The sequence below is a fragment of the Kushneria aurantia DSM 21353 genome (assembly GCF_000382245.1).
Classification (GTDB): Bacteria; Pseudomonadota; Gammaproteobacteria; order Pseudomonadales; family Halomonadaceae; genus Kushneria; species Kushneria aurantia.
The window spans coordinates 158179-178718 of the sequence record NZ_KB907866.1 but is presented as its reverse complement, the minus strand read 5'-3'; the positions used below and the strand labels follow the sequence as shown (position 1 = coordinate 178718).

Genomic DNA, 20540 nt, shown 5'->3' with positions numbered 1-20540 from the left:
GCCCGGGGCAGTATTGTGACCCGGAATCGCACAAAAAAAGAAGTCCGGTGGACAGGGCCAACCGGACAAGAGCAAGGGATCATTCAAGGGAACACTTACTCTGACGGCCACAGCGCGAGGAAGTTCCACGCCGTTGCGAAAAATTTGTGATTTTTTCCACGGCCTGCCTATCGCAGCGTCCTGTCGGCGTCTATCCAGCACAGGCGGCCGGCATCGAGAACCTGTTCGCCGTCAAAACGGTAGGCCACCAGCCGCCCTCCCCTGACGGCGCTGTAATCCAGGCAGGCAATGTTGGGCGCCGGCAGTGCCGGCACGCCACGGCACCAGTAGTGGCCAACGAACAGCGGCCGCTGTTGCGGGGCGTAGTAGACCAGGCGGTCACACGCTTCGTCACCGAGGGGCTGTGCCGCCAGTGCGGCGGGAAGCGGGTCGGGCTGAAACAGCACCTCGCCCAGGGTGCGTGGCGTGGCATACCAGAAACCGGCGCGAAAACTGTGTCGTACGGCACCGTCACGGGCCTGCACCTGCCAGCCGCGCGGCAGGCGCAGGCCGACACCGCGAGTGGTACTGTCCAGCAAGTGCTGTTCGTGACTGCCGGGGATGGCGGCGGCCAGCCATGGGCGGTCAATACATCCATCCGGACGACACGCCAGAAAAGGCCGCAGCAGCTTCTCGTCCCACAGCGCATGAGCAACCCGGAAGTGTTCGAACTCGAGGCACAGTGGCAGCCGAGCGAACCACTCCAGATAGTGGCTCCAGAGCCCGGGCGCGCCTTCAAACTGTTCAAGCGTGGCACGCAGGACACGTTCGCCACCCGGGCCGGGTGAACGCGGCCTGCCGCCCTGCTCGCTCGGCAGGCACTCACGCAGGGCACGCACCTCGTGATTGCCCAGTACGATCTGCGCCTCGCCCTCCGCCACCATGCGATAGACGATGTCGAGCGTCTGACGCACTTCGGGACCGCGATCAATCAGATCGCCGACAAAGATCACTTGCCGATCGGGATGGCGCCATACGCCGCCGTGAAGACGGTAGCCCATCTTCTCCAGCAGTCGCGTCAACAGCGTGGCGCAACCGTGGATATCGCCGATCAGATCGACGCCACCGTCATCCGCCATCATCACTGCTCCGCAGGCGCACTGCTCCACCCCAGTTTGGAGCGACAGGCCTCGAAGTAGCTGTAACCAGGGGGATGGATCAGTTGAAGCCGCTCCGCCTTGCGGCGGATATGCAGTACGTCACCAGGCTCGACGACCACGCGCATCTGACCGTCGCAGCTGACGTGCAGCTCGGCGCCGTGGCTGTCGATCACCTCGATGCAGATGCGGCTGGCGGCGTCGACCACGATGGGTCGACTGGAGAGCGTATGAGGAAACATCGGCACCAGCACCATGGCCTCCAACCGCGGGTGCAGAATCGGCCCGCCGCCGGAGAGCGAGTAGGCGGTGGAGCCGGTCGGTGTCGCGACGATCAGGCCGTCGGAGCGCTGACGATAGACGAAGTCGTGATTGATCGACAGACGAAACTCGATCATCCGCACCGCCGCCGCCGGGTGCAGTACCACATCGTTGAGGCTGGCACTGGCGCCCACAATCACGCCGTCGCGCTCGACCTCCATATCGAGCAGAAAGCGCTCTTCACGCTCGAAGTCACCGCCCAATACCTCGTCAACCCGGCTCTCTACCTCGTCGGGCGAGATATCGGTGAGAAAGCCCAGCCGACCGCGATTGACCCCCAGCACCGGGGTATTGAAACGGCACAGTTCACGGCCGGCACCCAGCAGGCTGCCGTCGCCGCCGACCACGATAGCCAGATCGCAGCTGCGGCCGATCTCCTCCAGCGTCAGCCCGCTGCGAGTCGCCCCCAGACACTCGCAGGCGGTCTCCCTTTCGAGGTTGACCCTCAAACCGCGCCGCTCGAGATGGGCAATCAGCCGCGTCAGGGTCTCGATCACCTTGTCACTACCGGGTCGCCCTACCAGCCCCACTGAGGTGAATTGCGTCATGACATCATCCGGAGTACTCGATCAGGCGGCATTATGCGGTGCCAGCAGAGGCCGGGCAAACCGCCACTCAGCAAGTGCGGCCGACTGTCGGGCGCAGCGGCCGGCGGCGGCGCCACTCACTGAGCAGCAGCGCCAGCAGCATGACGCTTCCCCCGAGCGCCAGCCGATCGAGCTCGGCGTCGCGATTCCACAGGGTCAGATTGACGAGCAGACCGGCGGGAATCAGCAGATTGTTCATGACTGCCAGGGTAGCGGCGCTGACACGGCGCGCCCCCTGGTTCCAGAGAAAATAACCGATCCCGGAGGCCACGACTCCCAGCCACAGCAGTACGCCCCACTGCAGCGGCGTGGTCGCCGGTCGCGACGGATCGCCCAGCCACCACCAGGCGGGTACAACGACCAGCAGCGCGCCGATATAGAACCAGCCGAAGGCGTTGAGTGCCGACACCGACGCATCGCAGCGCATCAGGTGGCGGTAGGCCACCTGTCCCAGCGCAAAGCAGAGATTGGCGCCCTGCACCATGAAAAAGCCGCTCCAGAAATTGCCATCCGGCGTCTGGTAGCGGATCATCGCCGCCCCGACGACCGCCAGCAGTGCCATGGCGAGCGGAAAAGGCGAAAAACGCCGCGCCAGCATATCGTCGAGCAGAGCGATATAGATCGGCGTAAAAATGGTGAAAAGCAGAATTTCCGGTACGCTGATCAGCACGAAGGACTGGTAGTAGCAGACATACATCAGCCCCAGCTGCACCGCGCCGATCGCCGTCAGTCCGGCCGCCAGCTGCGGCGGCACGCGCGCCGGACGCAGAAAGGGCAAAAACACCGCGCAGGCAAGCGCAACGCGCGTCATTGCTGCAAAATAGCTGTCCACCTGACCGGCGAGATAGACGCCGATCAGGCTGAAGGAGAAGGACCACAAAAGCGTGACGCCAAGTAGATAGGCCATGACAAGCAGTCAACCTGAAAAAATATTTGAGTTAACCGCCATTATACGCCTGCGTCAGCGCCTGGCCGCAACCCGCGCCCTGACCTTCAGCGCCACGCCGGGAGCCCGCTCCAGCACCGACTGGGCGGGCCGTGGTTACGGCGAGGTACAGATCAAGGATGACGGCACCTCGGTTCGCTTTCACGAACAGGGAACATTCCAGCACGCCAGCGGCCGCGAGATGCCCTTTCGCAACGTCTACCGCTTCGACATCGCCGAGCGCCGGCTGTCGCTCTACCATGAGCGTTTCGGCGCCACCCGGGCCGTCTTCCTGTTCGACATGGCGCCGATGGCCGAAGATCGCTTCGAGAGCCTGGCACCACACCTCTGCGTGCGGGACCTGTACAGTGGCGCGCTGCATATCGACGGCACAGGATTCGATCTGATCTGGTCGATCGAAGGGCCACGCAAGCAGGAGCGCATCCACTATCGCTACACGCCCTGATCGCCCGTGAGGTCCTGCCGCGGGAGCAGAAGCACCTTAACGGTCATAATGAATTTTGTTATACGCCCACGATTAACGAAAATTATTAATACCTTTGCCCAAAAGCAATTTCCCACCGCCGCCCCTGCGCCATTATCCTTTGGTCCCATAGTCGATGGTAACCACGGGTTGCCATATAACCTCTAAGCGTTACGGAGCACTTCCATGGCACTGCAGAATCGTGAAGGCGAATTCGTCCCCAATGTATCGCTCAAGCAGCGTCGCGGCGGCGAACTGATCGATGTCGAAACCAAGGACATCTTTTCCGGCCGTACCGTCGCGGTGTTTTCCCTGCCGGGCGCCTACACGCCGACCTGTTCGTCTACTCATCTGCCGCGCTACAACGAGCTGGCCGAACAGCTTTTTGCCAACGGCGTCGACGAGATCGTCTGCCTGTCGGTCAATGATGCCTTCGTGATGGAAGCCTGGGGTGAGCATCAGGAAGCGGAAAACCTCAGCCTGCTGGCCGATGGCAATGGTTCCTTCACCGAAGGAATGGGCATGCTGGTCGACAAGTCCGATCTGGGCTTCGGCAAGCGCAGCTGGCGCTATTCCATGCTGGTACGCGATGGCAAGGTCGAAAAGATGTTCATTGAGCCGGAAAAACCGGGCGACCCCTTCGAGGTCTCCGACGCCGATACCATGCTCGACTACCTCAATCCGCAGGCCAGCCGACCCAGCTTTGCCACGGTGATCACCAAGCCGGGCTGCCCGCACTGCGCTCGTGCCAAGCAGACACTGGCAGATCACCACATCGCCTACGAAGACATCTCCATCGGCAATCGCGACGTCACCAGCCGCTCGCTGCGTGCCATGACCGGTCGTGCCACTACCCCGCAGGTGTGGATTGACGGCCAGCACATTGGCGGTGCCGACGAACTGGCCGAGCATTTCGAGAAGGCTTCCGCCTGATCGCCAGGTGAGATATTCGCGGCAACGGCCACCCTCGGGTGGCCGTTTTTGTATCCACATATGACAGGCCCTGCATCATCCGATGCCCCAGGAGGGTGCAGCAGTGATCTCAATGCGCGCGGCGCTTCCAGCCCGGCGATCAACGAACAGAACTTTGGGTGGATAGGGAAGCTGAAAAACCGGGAAGAAATGATGGAGCGGGCAATGGGACTCGAACCCACGACAGCCAGCTTGGGAAGCTGGAACTCTACCAGCTGAGTTATACCCGCATGCTGCCCATAGTAATGAGCAGTGCACAGCTGGACAAGTACCTTGTGGCGCTGCGTTTACCGATGAGGGCCCAATCGTTATCTTTTTTTACAAAAAAATTGGCAAGCCATGGATCAAAACGGAAAAACCGTGGTCAGAGTAGACAGGATGCACTTCTTCAGACGTTGAAGAATCGTCCTGGCTTACTGTTCCTTGCTGACCGCCACCTCGTGTGGCGGTTTTTTATTGATATCAGCAGCCCATATCCGACTTGCTTGTCTGTTGTGCACGGCGCTACCTCGCCGGCTTGGATCAGCTACCACTCATTTCCAAGGCCCCACCTTGGCTGCGCCCGGCGCTTTTGCCGGAGAGCAGGCGGACATCAGATGTCTGCCGGCCGCTGACAATGGGGGAACGATCGAGAAATTTCCCCAGATCAGGCGCCGGCATCGGCCTTGCAAGCAGAAAGCCCTGCACCTCTTTGCACTCATCGGAGGCCAGCATTTCGAACTGCTGCTCGGTCTCGACGCCTTCGGCGATAACGCCAAGTCCAAGCGCCTTCCCAAGGCTCAAAATGGCATGCACGATAGCACGCCCACCGTCCTGAACGACCATATCGCTGATGAACTGCCGGTCGATCTTGATGACGTCGAAAGGGAAAGAGCGCAGGTAGCTCAGAGAAGAGTGACCGGTACCAAAGTCGTCGATCGCCAGCCTAACGCCAAGCGACTTGATACGCTGCAGAATGGGCCTGATTTCATCGGGGTTATCCAGCAGGACACTTTCTGTAATCTCCAGCTCAAGCCGTTCTGCTGCAAGCCCCGATCGGGCCAATGCCTTTTCGACGGTATCCAGCAGTGTACCGCCTCGAAACTGCACCGGTGAGATATTGACAGAAACACCGATATCGTGCGGTTGAGCGGCAATTGTCCGGCAGGCGGTATTCAGTATCCATTCTCCCAGCGGGATAATCAGCCCACTGCGTTCAGCAAGGTCAATGAACTCGCCCGGCCCAACGAGCCCCTTTTCCGGATGAAGCCAGCGCACCAACGCCTCGACACTCAAGACGCGCCTGTCGTGGGTGTCGAATCGCGGCTGATATTCGAGGACAAACTCCTGATTTGCAATGCCGCGACGTATATCATCGATCCTGATGCGATACGAGGTGATACGCGCGTTCATCTCTTCGGCGAAGAAGCTGTAGGTCGCGCGACCGGCCCTCCGAGCACGTTGCATGGCGATATCGGCGTTTTTGAGCAAATCATCGGGCGAGGTGCCGTCAGCGGGCGATATCGCTATCCCTATCGATGCTGTAAGATTAATCTGACCATCCTGATGCTGTATGGGTTCGCCGATGCGCGCCAGCAGTGTCCTGCAAAGCGTTTCGATAGTTTCTTCTTCAAGCCCCGGAGCAGCCACCACAAATTCGTCGGCACCGAAACGAGCAACCATCTGATCGTCTTCGAGGCTGCGGCGAAGCCGGTCCGCCACTTCACCCAGAACACAATCACCGGTTCTATAACCGAGCGCGTCATTGACCGCCCTGAAACGGTCCAGATCGATATACAGCACAGCTAGACGCGCCGAAGGATGCGGCAGTGCCGTGGTCATGAAACCGGCCAGCTTGAGTCGATTGGGAAGCGCCGTGGTGGCATCATGCTGGGCCAGTCTCGACGCTTCGTGATGCGCTCTCGCCATCTCGACATTGGCCGAAACATCGGAGGCAAACTTGATAATCTTGTAGGGCTTGCCATTGAAATCGAGCACCGGATTATAAGTAGCCTGTAGCCAGACCTCTCCGCCATCACGCTTCTGGCGCCTGAACATACCGGAGTGAAAGGTGCCGGATCTCAGCGTTGACCACAGATCGGCATACTCCTGCGTATGCTCGACACCCGGCATGACCAACATGCTGTGGTGCCGGCCTTCGACCTCCTGTCGCTGATAGCAGAGAGTGGCCAGAAAATTGTCATTGACCGATAAAATCGTGCCATCCAGGCCGAGTTCAACCACCCCCTGAGAGCGATTGATAGCTTCGATCTGGCTTCTGTAATCGGCCTGCTGACGCTTTTCAGCCGTGATATCGGTGGCGTATTTCACCACCTTGAACGGGCGCCCGTTCATATCGAAGATCGGATTGTAAGTAGCCTGCAGCCAGACCTCACGACCGCCTTTGGCCAATCGTTTAAACTCGGCAACCTGGTGTTCACCCCGCGCCAGGCGCTCCCAGAACAGTCTGTAGTCGCTGTCCAGACTATCGGCGGGGTCCACGAACATCATATGATGCTGCCCGCGCACCTCGGCGTAGCGGTAGCCCATGAGGTTCAGGAAGTTGTCATTGGCATCGATGATGGTGCCATCCAGCGCGAAAGAGACGACCGCCTGTGACTTGTGAATCGCCGCGATCTGGCCCTGATGATCGGTCTGCTGCGCTCTTTCTTCGGTCACTATCGAGGCGTATTTGACGACCTTGAAGGCCCTGCCGTTCATGTCAAAAATCGGATTGTAGGTGGCCTGAAGCCAGACAGGCTCCCCATCTTTTGAAAGGCGCTGATATTGACCGGCGTGATACTGACCGTTGCGCAGCAGCTTCCAGAACTGCGAGTACTCGATACTGTGCGCATAAGAGGGGACCACAAAAATACGGTGATGCTGGCCGACGACTTCGTCACGCTCATAACCCAGCGCTTTCAGAAAACGGTCGTTGACCTCAAGGATCGTGCCGTACATATCGAAGACGATAACCGCCTGCGACTTGTTAATCGCAGCAATCTGCCACTGATATTCGGCCTGACGCAGCTTTTCACTGGTAATGTCGGTGGCGTACTGAACGATTCGGCTGACACGGCCCGCGGGATCGATAATCGGATTGTAGCTGGCCTGCAGCCAGACCTCGTTGCCCTGTTGGCCTACGCGCCTGAACTCAGCGTTACAGTGCTCGCCGTCGCGCAATCGCTGCCAGAAAATGTGGTAGTCGTCGCCTGCCGCCTCTTCCCGGCTTACCAGAACGTCGTGAGAAAGGCCGATCAACTGCTCCTCGCGATATCCTAGAGCCTCCAGAAACAGGCTGTTGGCCTCAAGTATGCTGCCATCGACCGAAAGGTGCATGACCAGCTGCGATGCATTAATAGCGCTGATCTGGCCGCGGTCGTCGGCGGCGCGATTGTGTATATGGGTGACATCGGTATAGGTCGCCGCAACATTGACCAGTTCCCCATTTTCCAGCAGCGGCATATAATCGGCTTCGATCCATGCCTGGTGGCCGTTGCCAAGGACTCTCAGAGAGACGAACTGGCAGGCCTCACCGCTTTCAAGCGCCGGGCGCAATGCATGGTAGGCATGCTTTTCTGCTTCCAACACGAAGGTTGCAGCTTCGTCGTGTCCTTTGAGTAACTCGATGTCGTCGCCGAAAAGCTCCAGATATCGCCGATTGGCTCGTATGAGCCCGAAATCCGCATCGAAAAGGGCAACTGCAAAGTGAGTGTTGAGGGCACGCTGTTCGGGTGCGACGCTGTAGATATCGTGCCTGCTGCTCGTCACAATCTATCCCTTACGAATTCGGTTCAGGTTATTACATGCGCCATTCAGTCTGCCGGCGGGTGTTTTGCAACCGTTAAAGCGACAGCGTGCATGGCAAGCGGCGACAAACGTCGTTCGAAGACCCACATTTAACGGGCAGTCCTCTAACGCAAAAATAGATAGGGCGTTACTCACTATAACGGCATCCGACGTGCCGACTTTAATATGACCGCCGGCACCGCTGCTCCATGCGCCGGCCAGTGGAAGGAAGAACGCCCCCGGGTGGCAGTTTTTCGCCTGCCATTGACTTACGCTGTAGCCTCACTCCCTAATGAACGCTTTGCAGCCCCTGTTCGAGTGCCCATGATCCTGCTGATCATCTACGCCCTGCTGGCCGTCGGTATCTCCTTTCTCTGTTCGGTACTGGAAGCCGCCCTGCTGTCGCTGACGCCCAGCTATATCGCCAGCCTGAAGGAGCAGCGACCGAAACTGCACCACGCGCTGCAGAATCTGAAGGACAATGTCGATCGCCCGCTGGCGGCGATTCTTACCCTCAACACTATCGCCCACACCGCCGGCGCCACCGGTGTCGGTGCCCAGGTGTCGATCGTGTTCGGGGAGACCTGGATCGGCGTCGCCTCGGCAGTGATGACACTGCTGATTCTGATACTGTCGGAAATTCTTCCCAAGACCATCGGCGCCTGCTACTGGCGTGAACTCTCGCCGCTGCTGCCACCCGTGCTGCATATTATGCTGCGCCTGCTGACACCCTTTATCTGGATCTCGGAGCAGATCACCCGACGTATCGGCAACAGCGGCAGCAACGATGTCGAGGTGCGCGATGAGATCAAGGCGCTGGCCCAGCTGGGGTATGAAAAGGGAGTGGTGGACGCCGACGAGAGCCGCACCATCGTCAACATCCTCAACCTCCACGACATCAGTGCCCGCGAGGTGATGACCCCGCGCACGGTCTGCCTGACCGTGACGCCGCAGATGAGCGTCGCCGAATTCGACAGGGCGTTCGGCCGCGTCCCCTTGAGCCGCTATCCGGTGATGGCGCCGCCGGAGCAGACGCTGGGCTATATCCACAAGCTCGATATCTACCACGCCAATGACAACGACCAGCTCTCTGCGCTGATGCATCCGATCAAGACGATCAGAGCCGATGCGAGTGTCGAGCATGCCTTTATCCAGATGCTCAACGACCACCATCATATGGGCGTGGTCTACGACGATCACGACACCTGGGTGGGGCTTTTGACCATGGAAGATATTCTCGAAACCATTCTCGGTCAGGAGATCATCGACGAGACCGATAACGTCTCCAATATGCGCCATCACGCCAAACAGCTGTGGCTGCGCCGCATTCGTCTTTCGCGCGAAGAGCACGACCGGCGCGAGGGCTGAGCCGAGAGCCGACATGCTACACTGACCAACGTTCGTTTCACCTCCCGCCCGGCACTGCCATGACGATATTTCTGGTCACCTTCACCGTCTGTCTGCTGATCATCGGCCTGATGGTGCTGGCGCTGGTGCTGTCACGCACGCCGCGCTTTCGCACCAGCGAGCAGGATCTGCTGACACTGCTCGACGATGCACTGGCACGTCGTCTCTCCGAGCAGCGCTGGCATACGCTTGTCGGCTATCCCATCCGCCACGACCCTGTGCTGGAGAACGTGCGTCGTCGCTGCCAGATGATCATGGATGAACATGGCCGCCCCTGGCAGGCGGCCCAGGGCGGCGCGCTGTTCAGCGCCGCCGGCATGGAGGAGATCGCCGCACTGCGTCAGTACCTGTATGCGCGCTCTACTCTGCAGGGTTGAGCGCAGCTTGTGGTCCATCCACCTCTACGTTCAGGTTGAATATCAACACCGCCCACCTTTTCCGGTAACCTGATTCAAGCTTTCCACCATACGCATCGGTGACACGAAAGCCTGCGCTTCGAATGCGTGACAACAAACCTACAATTTCGCCCTTTACCAGGGTGACCGCCGGCGAGTCATTGGCGTCGGCCGACTGCGCAAGGAAACTTTATGCTCACAAGCCAACAGATTCTCGATCCACAGAGCTGGCAGCAGCCTCCCGACACGCTCTACGATCGCGTCAGCGATCACTACATTGCCAGTGAAAATGAGCTGATCGGGGAGTTCATCGCACTGCTGCAGACCGATCGGCAGGATTTCGACCGCATTGCCGAACGCACCGCCCAGCTGGTGCGCGACGTGCGAGCGATGGACAGCGCCAGCGACTCGATCGACGAACTGCTGCAGCAGTACAGCCTCAGCACCCGCGAGGGGTTGATGCTGATGTGTCTGGCCGAGGCACTACTGCGCATTCCCGACAGTGCCACCACCGATGCGCTGATCGAGGATCGCCTGAGCGTCGGCGAGTGGGAAAAATACGCCGGTCAAAGCGACTCCTGGTTTGTCAACTTCTCCACCTGGGGGCTACTGACCACCGGGCGCGTGGTCAGGCTCGATCACCCTCGCGAGGGCAAACCGGCAGGCTTTATCAATCGCATGGTCAACCGCATGGGCGAACCGGTGATCCGTCGCGCGATGCGCGAGGCGATGAAGGTGATGGGCCGCCAGTTCGTGCTGGGGCGCGATATCGATGAGGCGATCAAGCGCTCGAAGCCGCTGTTCGACAAGGGCTACACCTACTCCTACGACATGCTGGGCGAGGCCGCCCTGACCCGCGACGATGCCAAACGCTACTTCGACGACTACGCCAACGCCATCCGTTCGGTAGGCGGCGCGGGGGCCAGACTGGCGGACGACACGCCGGCGCCGTCGGTGTCGATCAAGCTGTCGGCACTGCACCCGCGCTATGAGTTCGGTCGCCGCGAGCAGGTACTCGAGGAGCTGGTCGCCTCGGTGCACGAGCTGGTCGCCCTGGCCCGGGAGCAGGATGTCGCCATTACCATCGATGCCGAGGAGGTCGATCGCCTCGAGCTGTCGATGGAGGTGTTTCGGGCGGTGTTCGAAAGCGATACCTGCCGCGGCTGGAACCGCTTCGGCATGGTGGTGCAGGCCTACTCCAAGCGCGCCCTGCCGATGCTGCAGTGGCTCACTCGAATCGCCGACGAACGCGGCGGCGTGATTCCGGTAAGACTGGTCAAGGGCGCCTACTGGGATACCGAGATCAAGAACGCCCAGCAGCTCGGTGTGGACGGCTATCCGGTCTTCACCCGCAAGGCGTGTACCGATGTGACCTATCTGGCCTGCGCCACCTATCTGCTCTCGGATAACACCCGCGAACGCCTCTTCCCCCAGTTCGCCACCCACAACGCCCACACCATCGCCACCATTATCGACCTCTCCGAGCAGTTCGATCGCGACTTCGAGTTCCAGCGCCTGCACGGCATGGGCGAGGCGCTCTACGACGCGGCGCTGGAGCGCGCCCGACCCGGCACCCGCTGTCGTATCTATGCGCCGGTCGGCGCTCACAAGGACCTGCTGCCCTACCTGGTGCGCCGGCTGCTGGAGAACGGCGCCAACTCTTCCTTCGTCCACCAACTGGTCGACCCTGAAGTGCCGGTCGAGTCGCTGTGTGTGCATCCGGTCGAGAACCTCGAAGGCGTGGGGCAGTATTTCAACAGCCACATTCCGCTGCCGGCCGAGCTCTATCCGGACGGACGGCGCAACTCGAAGGGCGTCGATCTCAATATCGCCAGCCAGTTCCGGCCGCTCGAGGAGGCGATGGCGCCCTTTCTGTCGCGCAGCGACTACCGTGCCGGGCCGCTGGTAGGGTTCGATCCTGCCGACAGTGACGACGTCCGGGATGTGATCTGCCCCTGGGATCATCAGCGCACCATCGGCCGCGTCCGCTGGTGCAGTCGCGAGGAGACCGAGCGCGCCATCGACACCGCCCAAAAGGCCTTCCCCGGCTGGAACGACACCCCGGTCGAGGAGCGCGCCGCCATTCTGGAGCGCTTCGCCGAGCTGATGGAAGATCACATGGCAGAGCTGATGGCGCTGTGCTGTCTCGAGGGTGGCAAACTGCTGCCGGATGGTGTCGCCGAGGTGCGCGAGGCGGTCGATTTCTGCCGCTACTACGCGGCTCGCGCCCGCGAATTGTTCGGCGCGCCGACCCTGCTGCCCGGCCCCACCGGCGAGTCCAACGAGCTGATCATGGAGGGCAAGGGCGTCTTTGCCACCATCAGCCCGTGGAACTTCCCTATCGCCATCTTCTGTGGTCAGACCGTGGCCGCCGCGGTGAGCGGCAATAGCGTACTGGCCAAGCCGGCAGAGCAGACCTCGCTGATTGCCCATCGCGTTGTCGAGCTGCTCCATGAAGCCGGCATGCCGCGCGAGGTCGTGCAGCTGCTGCCGGGCGATGGCGAGGCCGTGGGCGCGGTGCTGAGCAGCGACAGCCGCATTACCGGCGTTGCCTTCACCGGCTCGACGCAGACGGCCGGGCTCATCAACCGCGCGCTGGCGGCGCGTGACAACGCCCCGTTGCCTACCCTGATCGCCGAAACCGGTGGCCTCAACGCCATGATCGTCGACTCCACCGCGCTGCCCGAGCAGGTGGTCGCCGACGTTATCGCGTCGAGCTATCAGAGCGCCGGCCAGCGCTGCAGTGCGCTGCGTGTGCTCTATGTGCAGGAGGATATCGCCGAGCGTGTGATCGAGACCCTCAGCGGTGCCATGGCGGAACTCAGGGTGGGCGACCCTACCCTGCTGGCCACCGATGTTGGTCCGGTGATCGACGCCGACGCGCAGCAGGGGCTGCAGGCCCACATCGACCGGCTCAAGGGCGAAAACCGGCTGCTGGCGGAAACCCCCATCGACCCGGAAATTGCCGCCAACGGCACCTTCATCGCCCCTACCGCCTTTCGCATCGACAGCATCGAGGCGCTGGAGAGTGAGCAGTTCGGCCCCATCCTGCACATCGCCACCTTCAAAGCCGGCGAGGTCGATGGGGTTATCGATACCATCAACGCCCGCGGCTACGGCCTGACCTTCGGCGTACACAGTCGCAACGAGACCTTCTCGAACCATGTGGCGCGTCGCATTCGGGTCGGCAACGTCTATGTCAATCGCAACATCATCGGTGCCGTGGTAGGCGTACAGCCCTTTGGCGGTATGGGCTTTTCCGGTACCGGGCCCAAGGCCGGCGGACCGCACTATCTGCCGCGCTTTGCCGCGGAAAAGACGCGCACCGTCAACACCGCGGCACTGGGCGGTAATGCGTCGCTGCTGTCGCTGGGCGACGGTTGACTCCTTCATCAACAAGACAACGAAACGAAGGCACATTCCATGTTTGCCAACAGCGTCAAAATGGGGCCCTGCGGCGCGGGCGCCCCGCCCATGACATGCGCAGCCAGAAGCGCACGATAAACAACAACAGGAGACAGCCTTATGGCTATTGGTGTCTGGATCAGTCTTTTTATCTACTTTGCGCTGATGATCGCTATCGGGGTGTTCGCCATGCGCACCTCGACCTCCACTTCCGAAGGCTACATGCTCGGCGGGCGAACCCTGAGCCCCAAGGTGGCGGCCCTGTCGGCCGGCGCCTCGGATATGTCCGGCTGGTTGCTGCTGGGCCTACCCGGGGCACTGTTCGTCTCCGGGCTGGGCTCGGCCTGGATCGGTATCGGCCTGTTCGTGGGCGCGCTTTTCAACTGGATACTGGTGGCACCGCGGCTGCGTGAGCAGTCGGTTCACTACGGCAATGCCATTACCATTCCCCAGTTTCTGGCCAATCGTTTCCCGACCCGGGCGCTGCCGCTGCGCATGGTCTCGGCGGTCGTCATCGTGGTCTTTTTCGCGGTCTATACCGCTTCCGGCCTGGTGGCCGGCGGCAGGCTGTTCGAGACCGCTTTTTCCGGCGTGATCAATATTGGCGGGATGAGCGACTACTCGGCAGGCGTGATCATTACGCTGTGCGTGGTGCTGGTCTATACGGTCGTCGGCGGCTTTCTGGCAGTCAGCATGACGGACTTCGTGCAGGGCTGCATCATGATGCTGGCGCTGGTGATCATGCCGCTGGTGGTGCTGTTCGGCGAAGGGGGCGGCGGTTTTTCCCAGGCCTCACAGACCCTCAATGAAACCGATCCCGCGCTACTCTCCTGGACACAGGGGCTGACCCTTGTCGGCTGGCTCTCGGCGGTCACCTGGGGGCTGGGCTACTTCGGGCAGCCGCACATCATCATACGTTTCATGGCCATCCGCTCGGTGAAGGATGTGCCGACCGCCCGTAATATCGGCATGAGCTGGATGTTCATTTCGCTGGCAGGAGCCATCTCGGTAGGCATTTTCGGGCGCGCCTACGCGATCCGCAACGGCCTGGACATAGAGAATCCGGAAACGATCTTCATTGTGCTGGCCAATCTCCTCTTCCATCCGCTGATCACCGGTTTCCTCTACGCCGCCCTGCTTGCTGCCATCATGAGCACCATTTCCAGTCAGCTGCTGGTCGCCTCCTCATCACTGACCGAAGATTTCTATCGTCTTTTCCTGCGTAAGCAAGCCGCGGAAAAGGAGGTTGTCAGCGTGGGCCGCATTAGTGTCGTGCTGGTGGGGATAGTCGCTGCCTTTATTGCTTCCGACCCCAACTCTCAGGTGCTGGGGCTGGTGAGCAATGCCTGGGCCGGTTTCGGTGCAGCCTTTGGCCCCCTGATCATTTTGTCGCTGATGTGGTCGCGTACCAATGGCGCGGGCGCTCTGGCGGGCATGGTAGTCGGTGCCCTCACGGTAATGGTGTGGATCGCGCTGGGCTGGAGCTCGTCGTTTCTGGGAGGTCCCGGTGTCTATGAAATCATTCCCGGGTTTATCGCTTCCTTCATCGCTATCGTGGTGGTGAGCCGTGCAACCAGCGATGCCGGTGAATATCAGCAGATCGCCAGCCGATCATGAAGCATCTGCGCCGCCAACATCAAAGGGCTCCTTGCGGAGCCCTTTTCAGTTAACCTGGTGTCGAACGCCTTCAGTGCACCTTCTTCATCGCAAAGCGAATCACCCAGCGTACCAGCAGCGCGATCAGACCGATCAGAATCAGGGTCAACACCATCGAGGCGGGCTTGACCATCAGGGTGGCAAACAGCACGCCGGCCACCAGACTCCAGATCGCACGGTCGACCTCTCCACCGTCTCCCTGCAGCATTGTGGGCACTGCGCGCTTGACCATGTTGCCGAAACTGCCCTGCCAGGTTTTCCAGGCCAGCGCGGTGATCACGACAAAAATGACAATCCAGATAATGGCAACGGTCATGACTTCTCCTGCATCGGTTTAGTGATGTGCATAATTTAGCCTGATGGCAAGCGCAATGCATCCGTCGTGATGCCGACGCGACCTGAAGCGCCGCACCAGGGGCACATCGCTCTTCAGAAAAAATTTGGCCATTGCATTTGGACCGGGGTTGAAAAAGAAGACGCCATCACCACTTAATAGTGTAGCGCGTTGGCGAGTATTGAACACAGCGATGCTTCCGACGTATCAGAGCAACCGACACGTACGATGCAAAAGGGTTCTGTCATGCAGATCACGGAAAATACAGTGGTTTCTTTCCACTACACGCTGAAAAACGACGCCGGTGAAGTGCTTGATAGCTCTGAGGGTCGCGAGCCGCTCTCCTATCTTCACGGTTCCGGTAACATCATTCCGGGGCTGGAAAAGCAGCTTGACGGCAAGGAAAGCGGCGAGTCGCTGCAGGCTCGCGTCGAACCCGGTGAAGGCTATGGCGAAGTACAGCCGTCACTGGTTCAGGACGTGCCGCGTGACGCTTTCCAGGGCGTGGAAGACATCCAGCCCGGCATGCAGTTTCAGGCACAGACCGAGGGCGGTCCACTGCTGGTCACCGTCACCAAACTGGAAGGCGACACCGTAACGGTCGACGGCAACCACCCGCTCGCCGGCGAGACGCTCAACTTCGACGTCAACGTCGAGTCCGTGCGTGAAGCCAGCCAGGAAGAGATCGAACACGGCCATGTCCACGGCGAAGACGGTCATCAGCACTAAGGAAGCGCTGAATAAATCGTCGAACGGACAATCAAAAGGGGCAGCCATGTGGCTGCCCCTTTTTGTGTCTATTGCTCAATTGGATGCGCGGCTTTCCACGCGCCAGAGCCCGGCCCTCAGTTCAACCGCTCCAGTACAGTCAAAAAGCAGCTCTGACTACCGCATCCAGCCGAATACAGGCGAAGCGCCATTGAGAGTCGCGGATCGAGCTGCTGACCCGACCAGCGGGTCTGACCGGGCGTACCGATCACCCCGGCAAGCCTTGCCGGCCTCACTGCCAACGCCTTGTGGCTATCGTTGAGCACGCGATCCACCACGACCTCATTCTCCTCCGGAGACGGCGAACTGGTCATATACACAATACGACCGCCAGAGCGACAGAGTTCGACGGAGCGTTGAAGCAGCCTGAACTGTCGCTCGAAGCCGTAGGGCGATGCACTGCAACGCCCTGCCAGAAAACGTGTATCCAGTAGTACGCGGTCAAAAAAGCCCATCTGCTGCGGAACCAGAGCCTCATCATCAATGTGCTTCATGTCTACCTGGATACCCCCCATGCCGTAGCATGAGGGCATCTCGAGCGTTGCTGCACCGGCAATATTGGCGGTCAGCATTCCCCCATAGGCGATATCACGCAGGATACGGCTCGCGCGCTGACGACCGGAGGCGTGCATATCCAGCACCCGGTGTCCCTGTTCGATCTGTAAAAGCGACACCCCCTCTTCCGCAGAGAACAGCCCGGTGCGAGGCGCTGCCGGGCGCTGGAAAGCAGTGTCGCCTGCTGGTAGAGGTGGCATCACGCTGTGTGATGAAGTCAATCCGTCACTCTTCCCGTGAGGAGAAAAGTCGCTTTTCCACATTGGCTCAATCCCTGAGTCGCTGTCTGTTGCGGTATCGATGGGTACTGAATTTTTGTCAGCATCTCGAGATGCGGCTTCCAGCCGTTTTCATCCGTCGAAAAACCATACAAATATTTAACACATATTGTACGAAACGGCCAGAAAGACTCACCCGGGCATTGCAGCGGCGGCTTATTATGTAACGGTATAAAAGTACGGGCGCCAATCATGGCGTTCAAGGCGAGCGATACCAGTAGCGATCGCCATGGGAAGGGAAGGCAATGCAGGGGAGAATACAGCCTCTCGCTCAGGCAAGAGGCAGTGGCAGGCTAATCTACCTACCAATTCTGCCGCCATTCGTGTCGGCGGCAGACAGCGATCAACGCGACAGCATGGCCAGATTAACGCCGTCCAGCGGGCGTCGTGACTGCCAGTAGTGTCGCTGCCAGTAGGGGTTGTCGAGTTCGGAGATGCGCACACCGTTGGAACTGGAGGCGTGCATAAAGCGGCCATCGCCGATATAGATACCCACGTGGCGATCACCGCGATACGGCTTGAAGAAAACCAGATCGCCCGGTTTGAGCTCATCGCGCTCGACACGGCGGCCGGTGAGCACCTGACCGGCAGTGGTACGCGGTAGATCGAAGCTGAAGCCGTCTCGATAGACACGCTGTACCAGCGCCGAGCAGTCGATACCGCTGCTGGTCTCGCCTCCATAGCGGTAGGGCGTGCCCTTCCAGGCGCTGTATTCCGACATCAGGGCATCCTCGATCTGCGCCATGCGCCGAGCCAGCGGTGCCATAAAGTTGTAATCAGGGGAAGTGGGATGACGCGCGGCTTTCGTTTTCGACGTTTTGGTCGTCGAAGGCGAAAGCATCGCCGTATCAGTGTTACCCCCCTGTTCCTGCTGCCCGGTGGGTGATGAAGCACACCCGCCTAGCATGAAACACGCCACTACTGCTGCCATCATTTGCCGCATGAGGTCGGCCTTTTTTGTTGATTTTGCACCGGAAATATCCTGAAAGCAGCGAAAATAAAATTTTCCGCCGAATAGATCAAAATACAACGTTCGGAATATTACGGTTGCAGCAGTGCCGCTGGCGAGTTTGAAAAATTAATCAAAAACAGTGATTTCGAACCAAAGCGTTAATAATGCCTGGCTAAACGATACAATAATTATACAAATATAACCTTTGCACAACGAAAGGATACGGCAGCTTTCAGTGCAGCACCCGCGCATCACCCGGCAGCGTATCGGCATGATATGGCGGCCAGTGCCGGCTCTGGCTACCCGGGAAGTCAACGCTCGCCCAGCCTCCCGATAGCGGCGGCAATCCGGTCAACCAGGCCACCAGCGCGCCTTTGAACTCGGCCAGAAAGTCATTGCGCTCCGGCGTGCCCATCATGAAAAAGCTGTAGCCCGCCAGCATGCCGGCAGCATAGCTGCACCAGTCGCTATAGTGCTCGGCGGCCAGCGCCCGGGCATCGTCCAGATAACGCCCCAGCCGCTCGCTATCGAGCCATCCCAGTTGGCGCCCGGCAGCGGCCAGGTCGACCAGTTGGGCGATATCCCAGGCGGCCATATCGGTATCGTTGCACTGATCGTCATTGCCTCTGACCCGCTTCAAACGATCCAGGTGCACCTTTTCGTCCTCGCTACAGCCGGCAGACTCGAGCATGTCGATCTCCTGATCGAGCCGTACCGGATTGAGGGTATAAGGCGCATAGTTGATCAGATACTCCTGACGATCGCCGGCATCGACAAGAAAATCGAGAAACCGAATCAGCTGCTCTGGACCACTCAATCCATAGTGGCTGTCGAGCCAGTCGTGAATCTCTGTGGCCTGGCTGCCGTATTGCGGCTCCGGATCACCCCACAGCGGCGCGTTGAGGGGCCCTGAGAGCGACAGCGCAGCGAAGCGGGACAGCGAAGGGCGAACACCCGGTTCGCGATGAACGCCTGCGGGCGGCGTCAGCCAATGGAAGGGGCTACCCGGATCGCGACCGTGCCACAGGATATCGTCGAGCAGCGTATCGCCGTCACCGTCCGGCAGAGTTCTTTCCCAGTCTGCCCAGGCTTCCAGCATCTGCTGCGGCGAGGAATAGGCACGTGCCAGCGCACCGGCCAGACGCCGATGATGGGCCGCCAGGCGGGCCTCGTTGAAGTAGCCGGCATCGACCAGCATCTGCAGGTGAAAGGCGTATTTTTCCGCCATGAAGATGGTAGCGTTGGCATTAACGCACGCCGCCAGCCGCTCGCGATAGAACAGCACGTTCGGCGGTGGTGAGCCAAAGGGGGTTCGAGGCGCCGGCAGCCGCGAGTGTGCGGCGTCGCTGGCAAGCTGATTGAGATGATGCACCTGACCCGGCATCCAGAAGCGTTCGATACCTTCGCTGCCCTCCTGTTCACGCCAGTCGAGCACATTGTCGAGATACTCACGACTGCGCTTGCGCAGCTCATCGTCCGGCGCAACCGGCGCGCTGCCCTGGAGATAGAGCAGCTCGGGCTCGCGAATGGAGGCTATCGCCAGCGTCCAGTGGCGGGCATCGCCGCGCAGTGAACGAATCAGGTGACGCGAACGCTCGATCAGAGTGGATGCGGCAAGCGTCGACAGCGGCAGTTGCCAGGGGCTGGCAGCGGCGTCGAGCAGCAGCGACCACTCCTGCTCGAACTCCTCCAGCAGATCGATACCCTCATGCAGGCTGCGTCCGCGCTGCCATGCCTTTGCCACATCGCGCCAGTCGTGATAGCGCTGCGACAGCAGATCAACACCATGGGCGGCAAAAAGACGCGCCTCGTCGTCGTCAAGCCAACCCATCACCCGCCCGGCCCAGGCAAGATCGATCAGCCGCAGCCAGTCCCATGCCGCGAAATCGTTGGGCATGGCGTGCACCACAAACCCCTGCAGAGTGGCAGCGTAACCGGATTGATCGTGCATCGAAGCACGCCACTTCATACGCTGTTCGCGCCCCATGGCCGCCAGCCGCCGATACTCCAGCTCCCAGCCGTAGCGGTGGCCCTGGCCGGCAAGCCACAGCAGCATGCGAATCAGTTCGTCACGCTCCCCGACCGCCCAGATACGCGCGAGAAACTGTGCGGTACGTTCACGTTCGGGGTCCGTTACATCGACCTGGACCATAGGAGCAAAGGCAGCGCGAGCCCGCCAGATGGCGTCATCGTGCTGGTCGGGCCAGGGCGGGCCACTGCCACCGTCGGCAAGCCAGCCCAGCCAGCGTTCGAACACCGCCGCGCCAAGCCAGCCGGCATTGAAGGCCAACACCAGCAAAATCAGCGCCTCGTCGTGGTGCGCCAGGCTGATCCGCTCCAGCAGCGGCCAGCCCAGCGCACCGGGCTCCTCGATCTCCATGCTGCGCAGGCGAGCAGCAGCGCGCGGCGCGCTTATTCCCTGCTGCGGTGGCAACGCGTGCTGCCAGCCCAGTCGGGCAAGCCGACGCGCACACCAGTTGTGCAAACGCTCTTCCAAGAAATACCTCGGGATGATTGACAGCGAGCGGCCTCGCCGCAGTGTTGCCCCAATATAACGCCTTGCGACTTCACGCTCTCGATTCGCCGTCCTCGACGTG

15 protein-coding genes and 1 tRNA gene are annotated in these 20540 nt (G+C 60.4%); 7 read left to right on the top strand and 9 right to left on the bottom strand.

The window, feature by feature from the left end; all coding sequences use genetic code 11:
• Positions 1-167: 167 nt before the first annotated feature.
• The 3 genes from H146_RS0105805 to H146_RS0105795 all read right to left on the bottom strand — a co-directional run bounded on the left by H146_RS0105805 (position 168) and on the right by H146_RS0105795 (position 2951).
• Positions 168-1121: a metallophosphoesterase gene (locus tag H146_RS0105805; protein WP_019950922.1), complete on the bottom strand. Its 954-nt coding sequence runs from the start codon at positions 1119-1121 to the stop codon at positions 168-170.
• Positions 1121-2005: an NAD(+) kinase gene (locus H146_RS0105800; protein ID WP_019950921.1), complete on the bottom strand. Its 885-nt coding sequence runs from the start codon at positions 2003-2005 to the stop codon at positions 1121-1123. Before H146_RS0105800 ends, H146_RS0105805 begins: the two co-directional genes overlap by 1 nt.
• Positions 2006-2072: 67 nt before the next feature.
• The gene (locus H146_RS0105795) at positions 2073-2951 is read right to left on the bottom strand and encodes a DMT family transporter (protein ID WP_019950920.1); all 879 of its coding nucleotides are present in this window, start codon (positions 2949-2951) and stop codon (positions 2073-2075) included.
• On the opposite strand from H146_RS0105795, the gene H146_RS0105790 reads away from it, so the two are divergent.
• Positions 2950-3435: a DUF6314 family protein gene (locus H146_RS0105790; RefSeq protein ID WP_019950919.1), complete on the top strand. Its 486-nt coding sequence runs from the start codon at positions 2950-2952 to the stop codon at positions 3433-3435. The genes H146_RS0105795 and H146_RS0105790 overlap by 2 nt on opposite strands.
• A gap of 204 nt (positions 3436-3639) precedes the next feature.
• Entirely contained in the window at positions 3640-4386 is a 747-nt protein-coding gene (locus H146_RS0105785; protein ID WP_019950918.1) for a glutathione peroxidase, read from the top strand.
• 193 nt (positions 4387-4579) lie between these two features.
• Here H146_RS0105785 and H146_RS0105780 read toward each other — a convergent pair.
• Together H146_RS0105780 and H146_RS20195 are read right to left on the bottom strand one after the other, a co-directional pair.
• Positions 4580-4655 (bottom strand) — tRNA-Gly (locus H146_RS0105780).
• A gap of 292 nt (positions 4656-4947) precedes the next feature.
• The gene (locus tag H146_RS20195) at positions 4948-8175 is read right to left on the bottom strand and encodes a bifunctional diguanylate cyclase/phosphodiesterase (RefSeq protein WP_019950917.1); all 3228 of its coding nucleotides are present in this window, start codon (positions 8173-8175) and stop codon (positions 4948-4950) included.
• Positions 8176-8517: 342 nt separating this feature from the next.
• On the opposite strand from H146_RS20195, the gene H146_RS0105770 reads away from it, so the two are divergent.
• The 4 genes from H146_RS0105770 (at position 8518) to putP (ending at position 15017) form a co-directional block, all read left to right on the top strand.
• Positions 8518-9561, top strand: a complete 1044-nt coding sequence (locus H146_RS0105770; protein WP_019950916.1) for a CNNM domain-containing protein — start codon at positions 8518-8520, stop codon at positions 9559-9561.
• Positions 9562-9620: 59 nt separating this feature from the next.
• A complete protein-coding gene (locus tag H146_RS0105765) occupies positions 9621-9977 on the top strand; it encodes a hypothetical protein (RefSeq protein WP_019950915.1) in 357 nt (118 codons plus the stop codon).
• Positions 9978-10187: 210 nt separating this feature from the next.
• The gene (gene putA, locus H146_RS0105760) at positions 10188-13379 is read left to right on the top strand and encodes a bifunctional proline dehydrogenase/L-glutamate gamma-semialdehyde dehydrogenase PutA (protein WP_019950914.1); all 3192 of its coding nucleotides are present in this window, start codon (positions 10188-10190) and stop codon (positions 13377-13379) included.
• Between the two features lie 141 nt (positions 13380-13520).
• Positions 13521-15017, top strand: coding sequence for a sodium/proline symporter PutP (gene putP, locus H146_RS0105755; protein ID WP_019950913.1), 1497 nt, complete (start codon positions 13521-13523; stop codon positions 15015-15017).
• Between the two features lie 70 nt (positions 15018-15087).
• Here putP and H146_RS0105750 read toward each other — a convergent pair whose 3' ends face one another.
• Positions 15088-15372 (bottom strand): hypothetical protein, encoded by a 285-nt coding sequence (locus H146_RS0105750; RefSeq protein ID WP_019950912.1) that lies wholly within the window; start codon positions 15370-15372, stop codon positions 15088-15090.
• Positions 15373-15636: 264 nt separating this feature from the next.
• Between H146_RS0105750 and H146_RS0105745 the strand changes: the two genes are divergently transcribed.
• A complete protein-coding gene (locus H146_RS0105745; RefSeq protein ID WP_019950911.1) occupies positions 15637-16119 on the top strand; it encodes an FKBP-type peptidyl-prolyl cis-trans isomerase in 483 nt (160 codons plus the stop codon).
• A gap of 116 nt (positions 16120-16235) precedes the next feature.
• Here H146_RS0105745 and H146_RS0105740 read toward each other — a convergent pair whose 3' ends face one another.
• From H146_RS0105740 to H146_RS0105730, 3 genes are all read right to left on the bottom strand, one after another.
• Positions 16236-16934 carry a class I SAM-dependent methyltransferase gene (locus tag H146_RS0105740; RefSeq protein WP_169433462.1) on the bottom strand — a complete coding sequence of 233 codons (699 nt, stop codon included), beginning with the start codon at positions 16932-16934 and terminating at the stop codon, positions 16236-16238.
• 400 nt (positions 16935-17334) lie between these two features.
• A complete protein-coding gene (locus tag H146_RS0105735) occupies positions 17335-17757 on the bottom strand; it encodes a C40 family peptidase (RefSeq protein ID WP_019950909.1) in 423 nt (140 codons plus the stop codon).
• A gap of 418 nt (positions 17758-18175) precedes the next feature.
• Complete coding sequence (locus H146_RS0105730; RefSeq protein ID WP_026351777.1) at positions 18176-20440, bottom strand: YbeU/YbeR family protein; 2265 nt, start codon at positions 20438-20440, stop codon at positions 18176-18178.
• Positions 20441-20540 lie beyond the last annotated feature (100 nt).

What these genes read in the sequence shown, in the direction of transcription:
- H146_RS0105805 (WP_019950922.1), bottom strand. Translation starts at nt 1,121, where the DNA reads ATGATGGCGGATGACGGTGGCGTCGATCTGATCGGCGATATCCACGGT.
- H146_RS0105800 (WP_019950921.1), bottom strand. Translation starts at nt 2,005, where the DNA reads ATGACGCAATTCACCTCAGTGGGGCTGGTAGGGCGACCCGGTAGTGAC.
- H146_RS0105790 (WP_019950919.1), top strand. Translation starts at nt 2,950, where the DNA reads ATGACAAGCAGTCAACCTGAAAAAATATTTGAGTTAACCGCCATTATA.
- H146_RS0105795 (WP_019950920.1), bottom strand. Translation starts at nt 2,951, where the DNA reads ATGGCCTATCTACTTGGCGTCACGCTTTTGTGGTCCTTCTCCTTCAGC.
- H146_RS0105785 (WP_019950918.1), top strand. Translation starts at nt 3,640, where the DNA reads ATGGCACTGCAGAATCGTGAAGGCGAATTCGTCCCCAATGTATCGCTC.
- H146_RS0105770 (WP_019950916.1), top strand. Translation starts at nt 8,518, where the DNA reads ATGATCCTGCTGATCATCTACGCCCTGCTGGCCGTCGGTATCTCCTTT.
- H146_RS0105765 (WP_019950915.1), top strand. Translation starts at nt 9,621, where the DNA reads ATGACGATATTTCTGGTCACCTTCACCGTCTGTCTGCTGATCATCGGC.
- putA (WP_019950914.1), top strand. Translation starts at nt 10,188, where the DNA reads ATGCTCACAAGCCAACAGATTCTCGATCCACAGAGCTGGCAGCAGCCT.
- putP (WP_019950913.1), top strand. Translation starts at nt 13,521, where the DNA reads ATGGCTATTGGTGTCTGGATCAGTCTTTTTATCTACTTTGCGCTGATG.
- H146_RS0105750 (WP_019950912.1), bottom strand. Translation starts at nt 15,372, where the DNA reads ATGACCGTTGCCATTATCTGGATTGTCATTTTTGTCGTGATCACCGCG.
- H146_RS0105745 (WP_019950911.1), top strand. Translation starts at nt 15,637, where the DNA reads ATGCAGATCACGGAAAATACAGTGGTTTCTTTCCACTACACGCTGAAA.
- H146_RS0105735 (WP_019950909.1), bottom strand. Translation starts at nt 17,757, where the DNA reads ATGGCACCGCTGGCTCGGCGCATGGCGCAGATCGAGGATGCCCTGATG.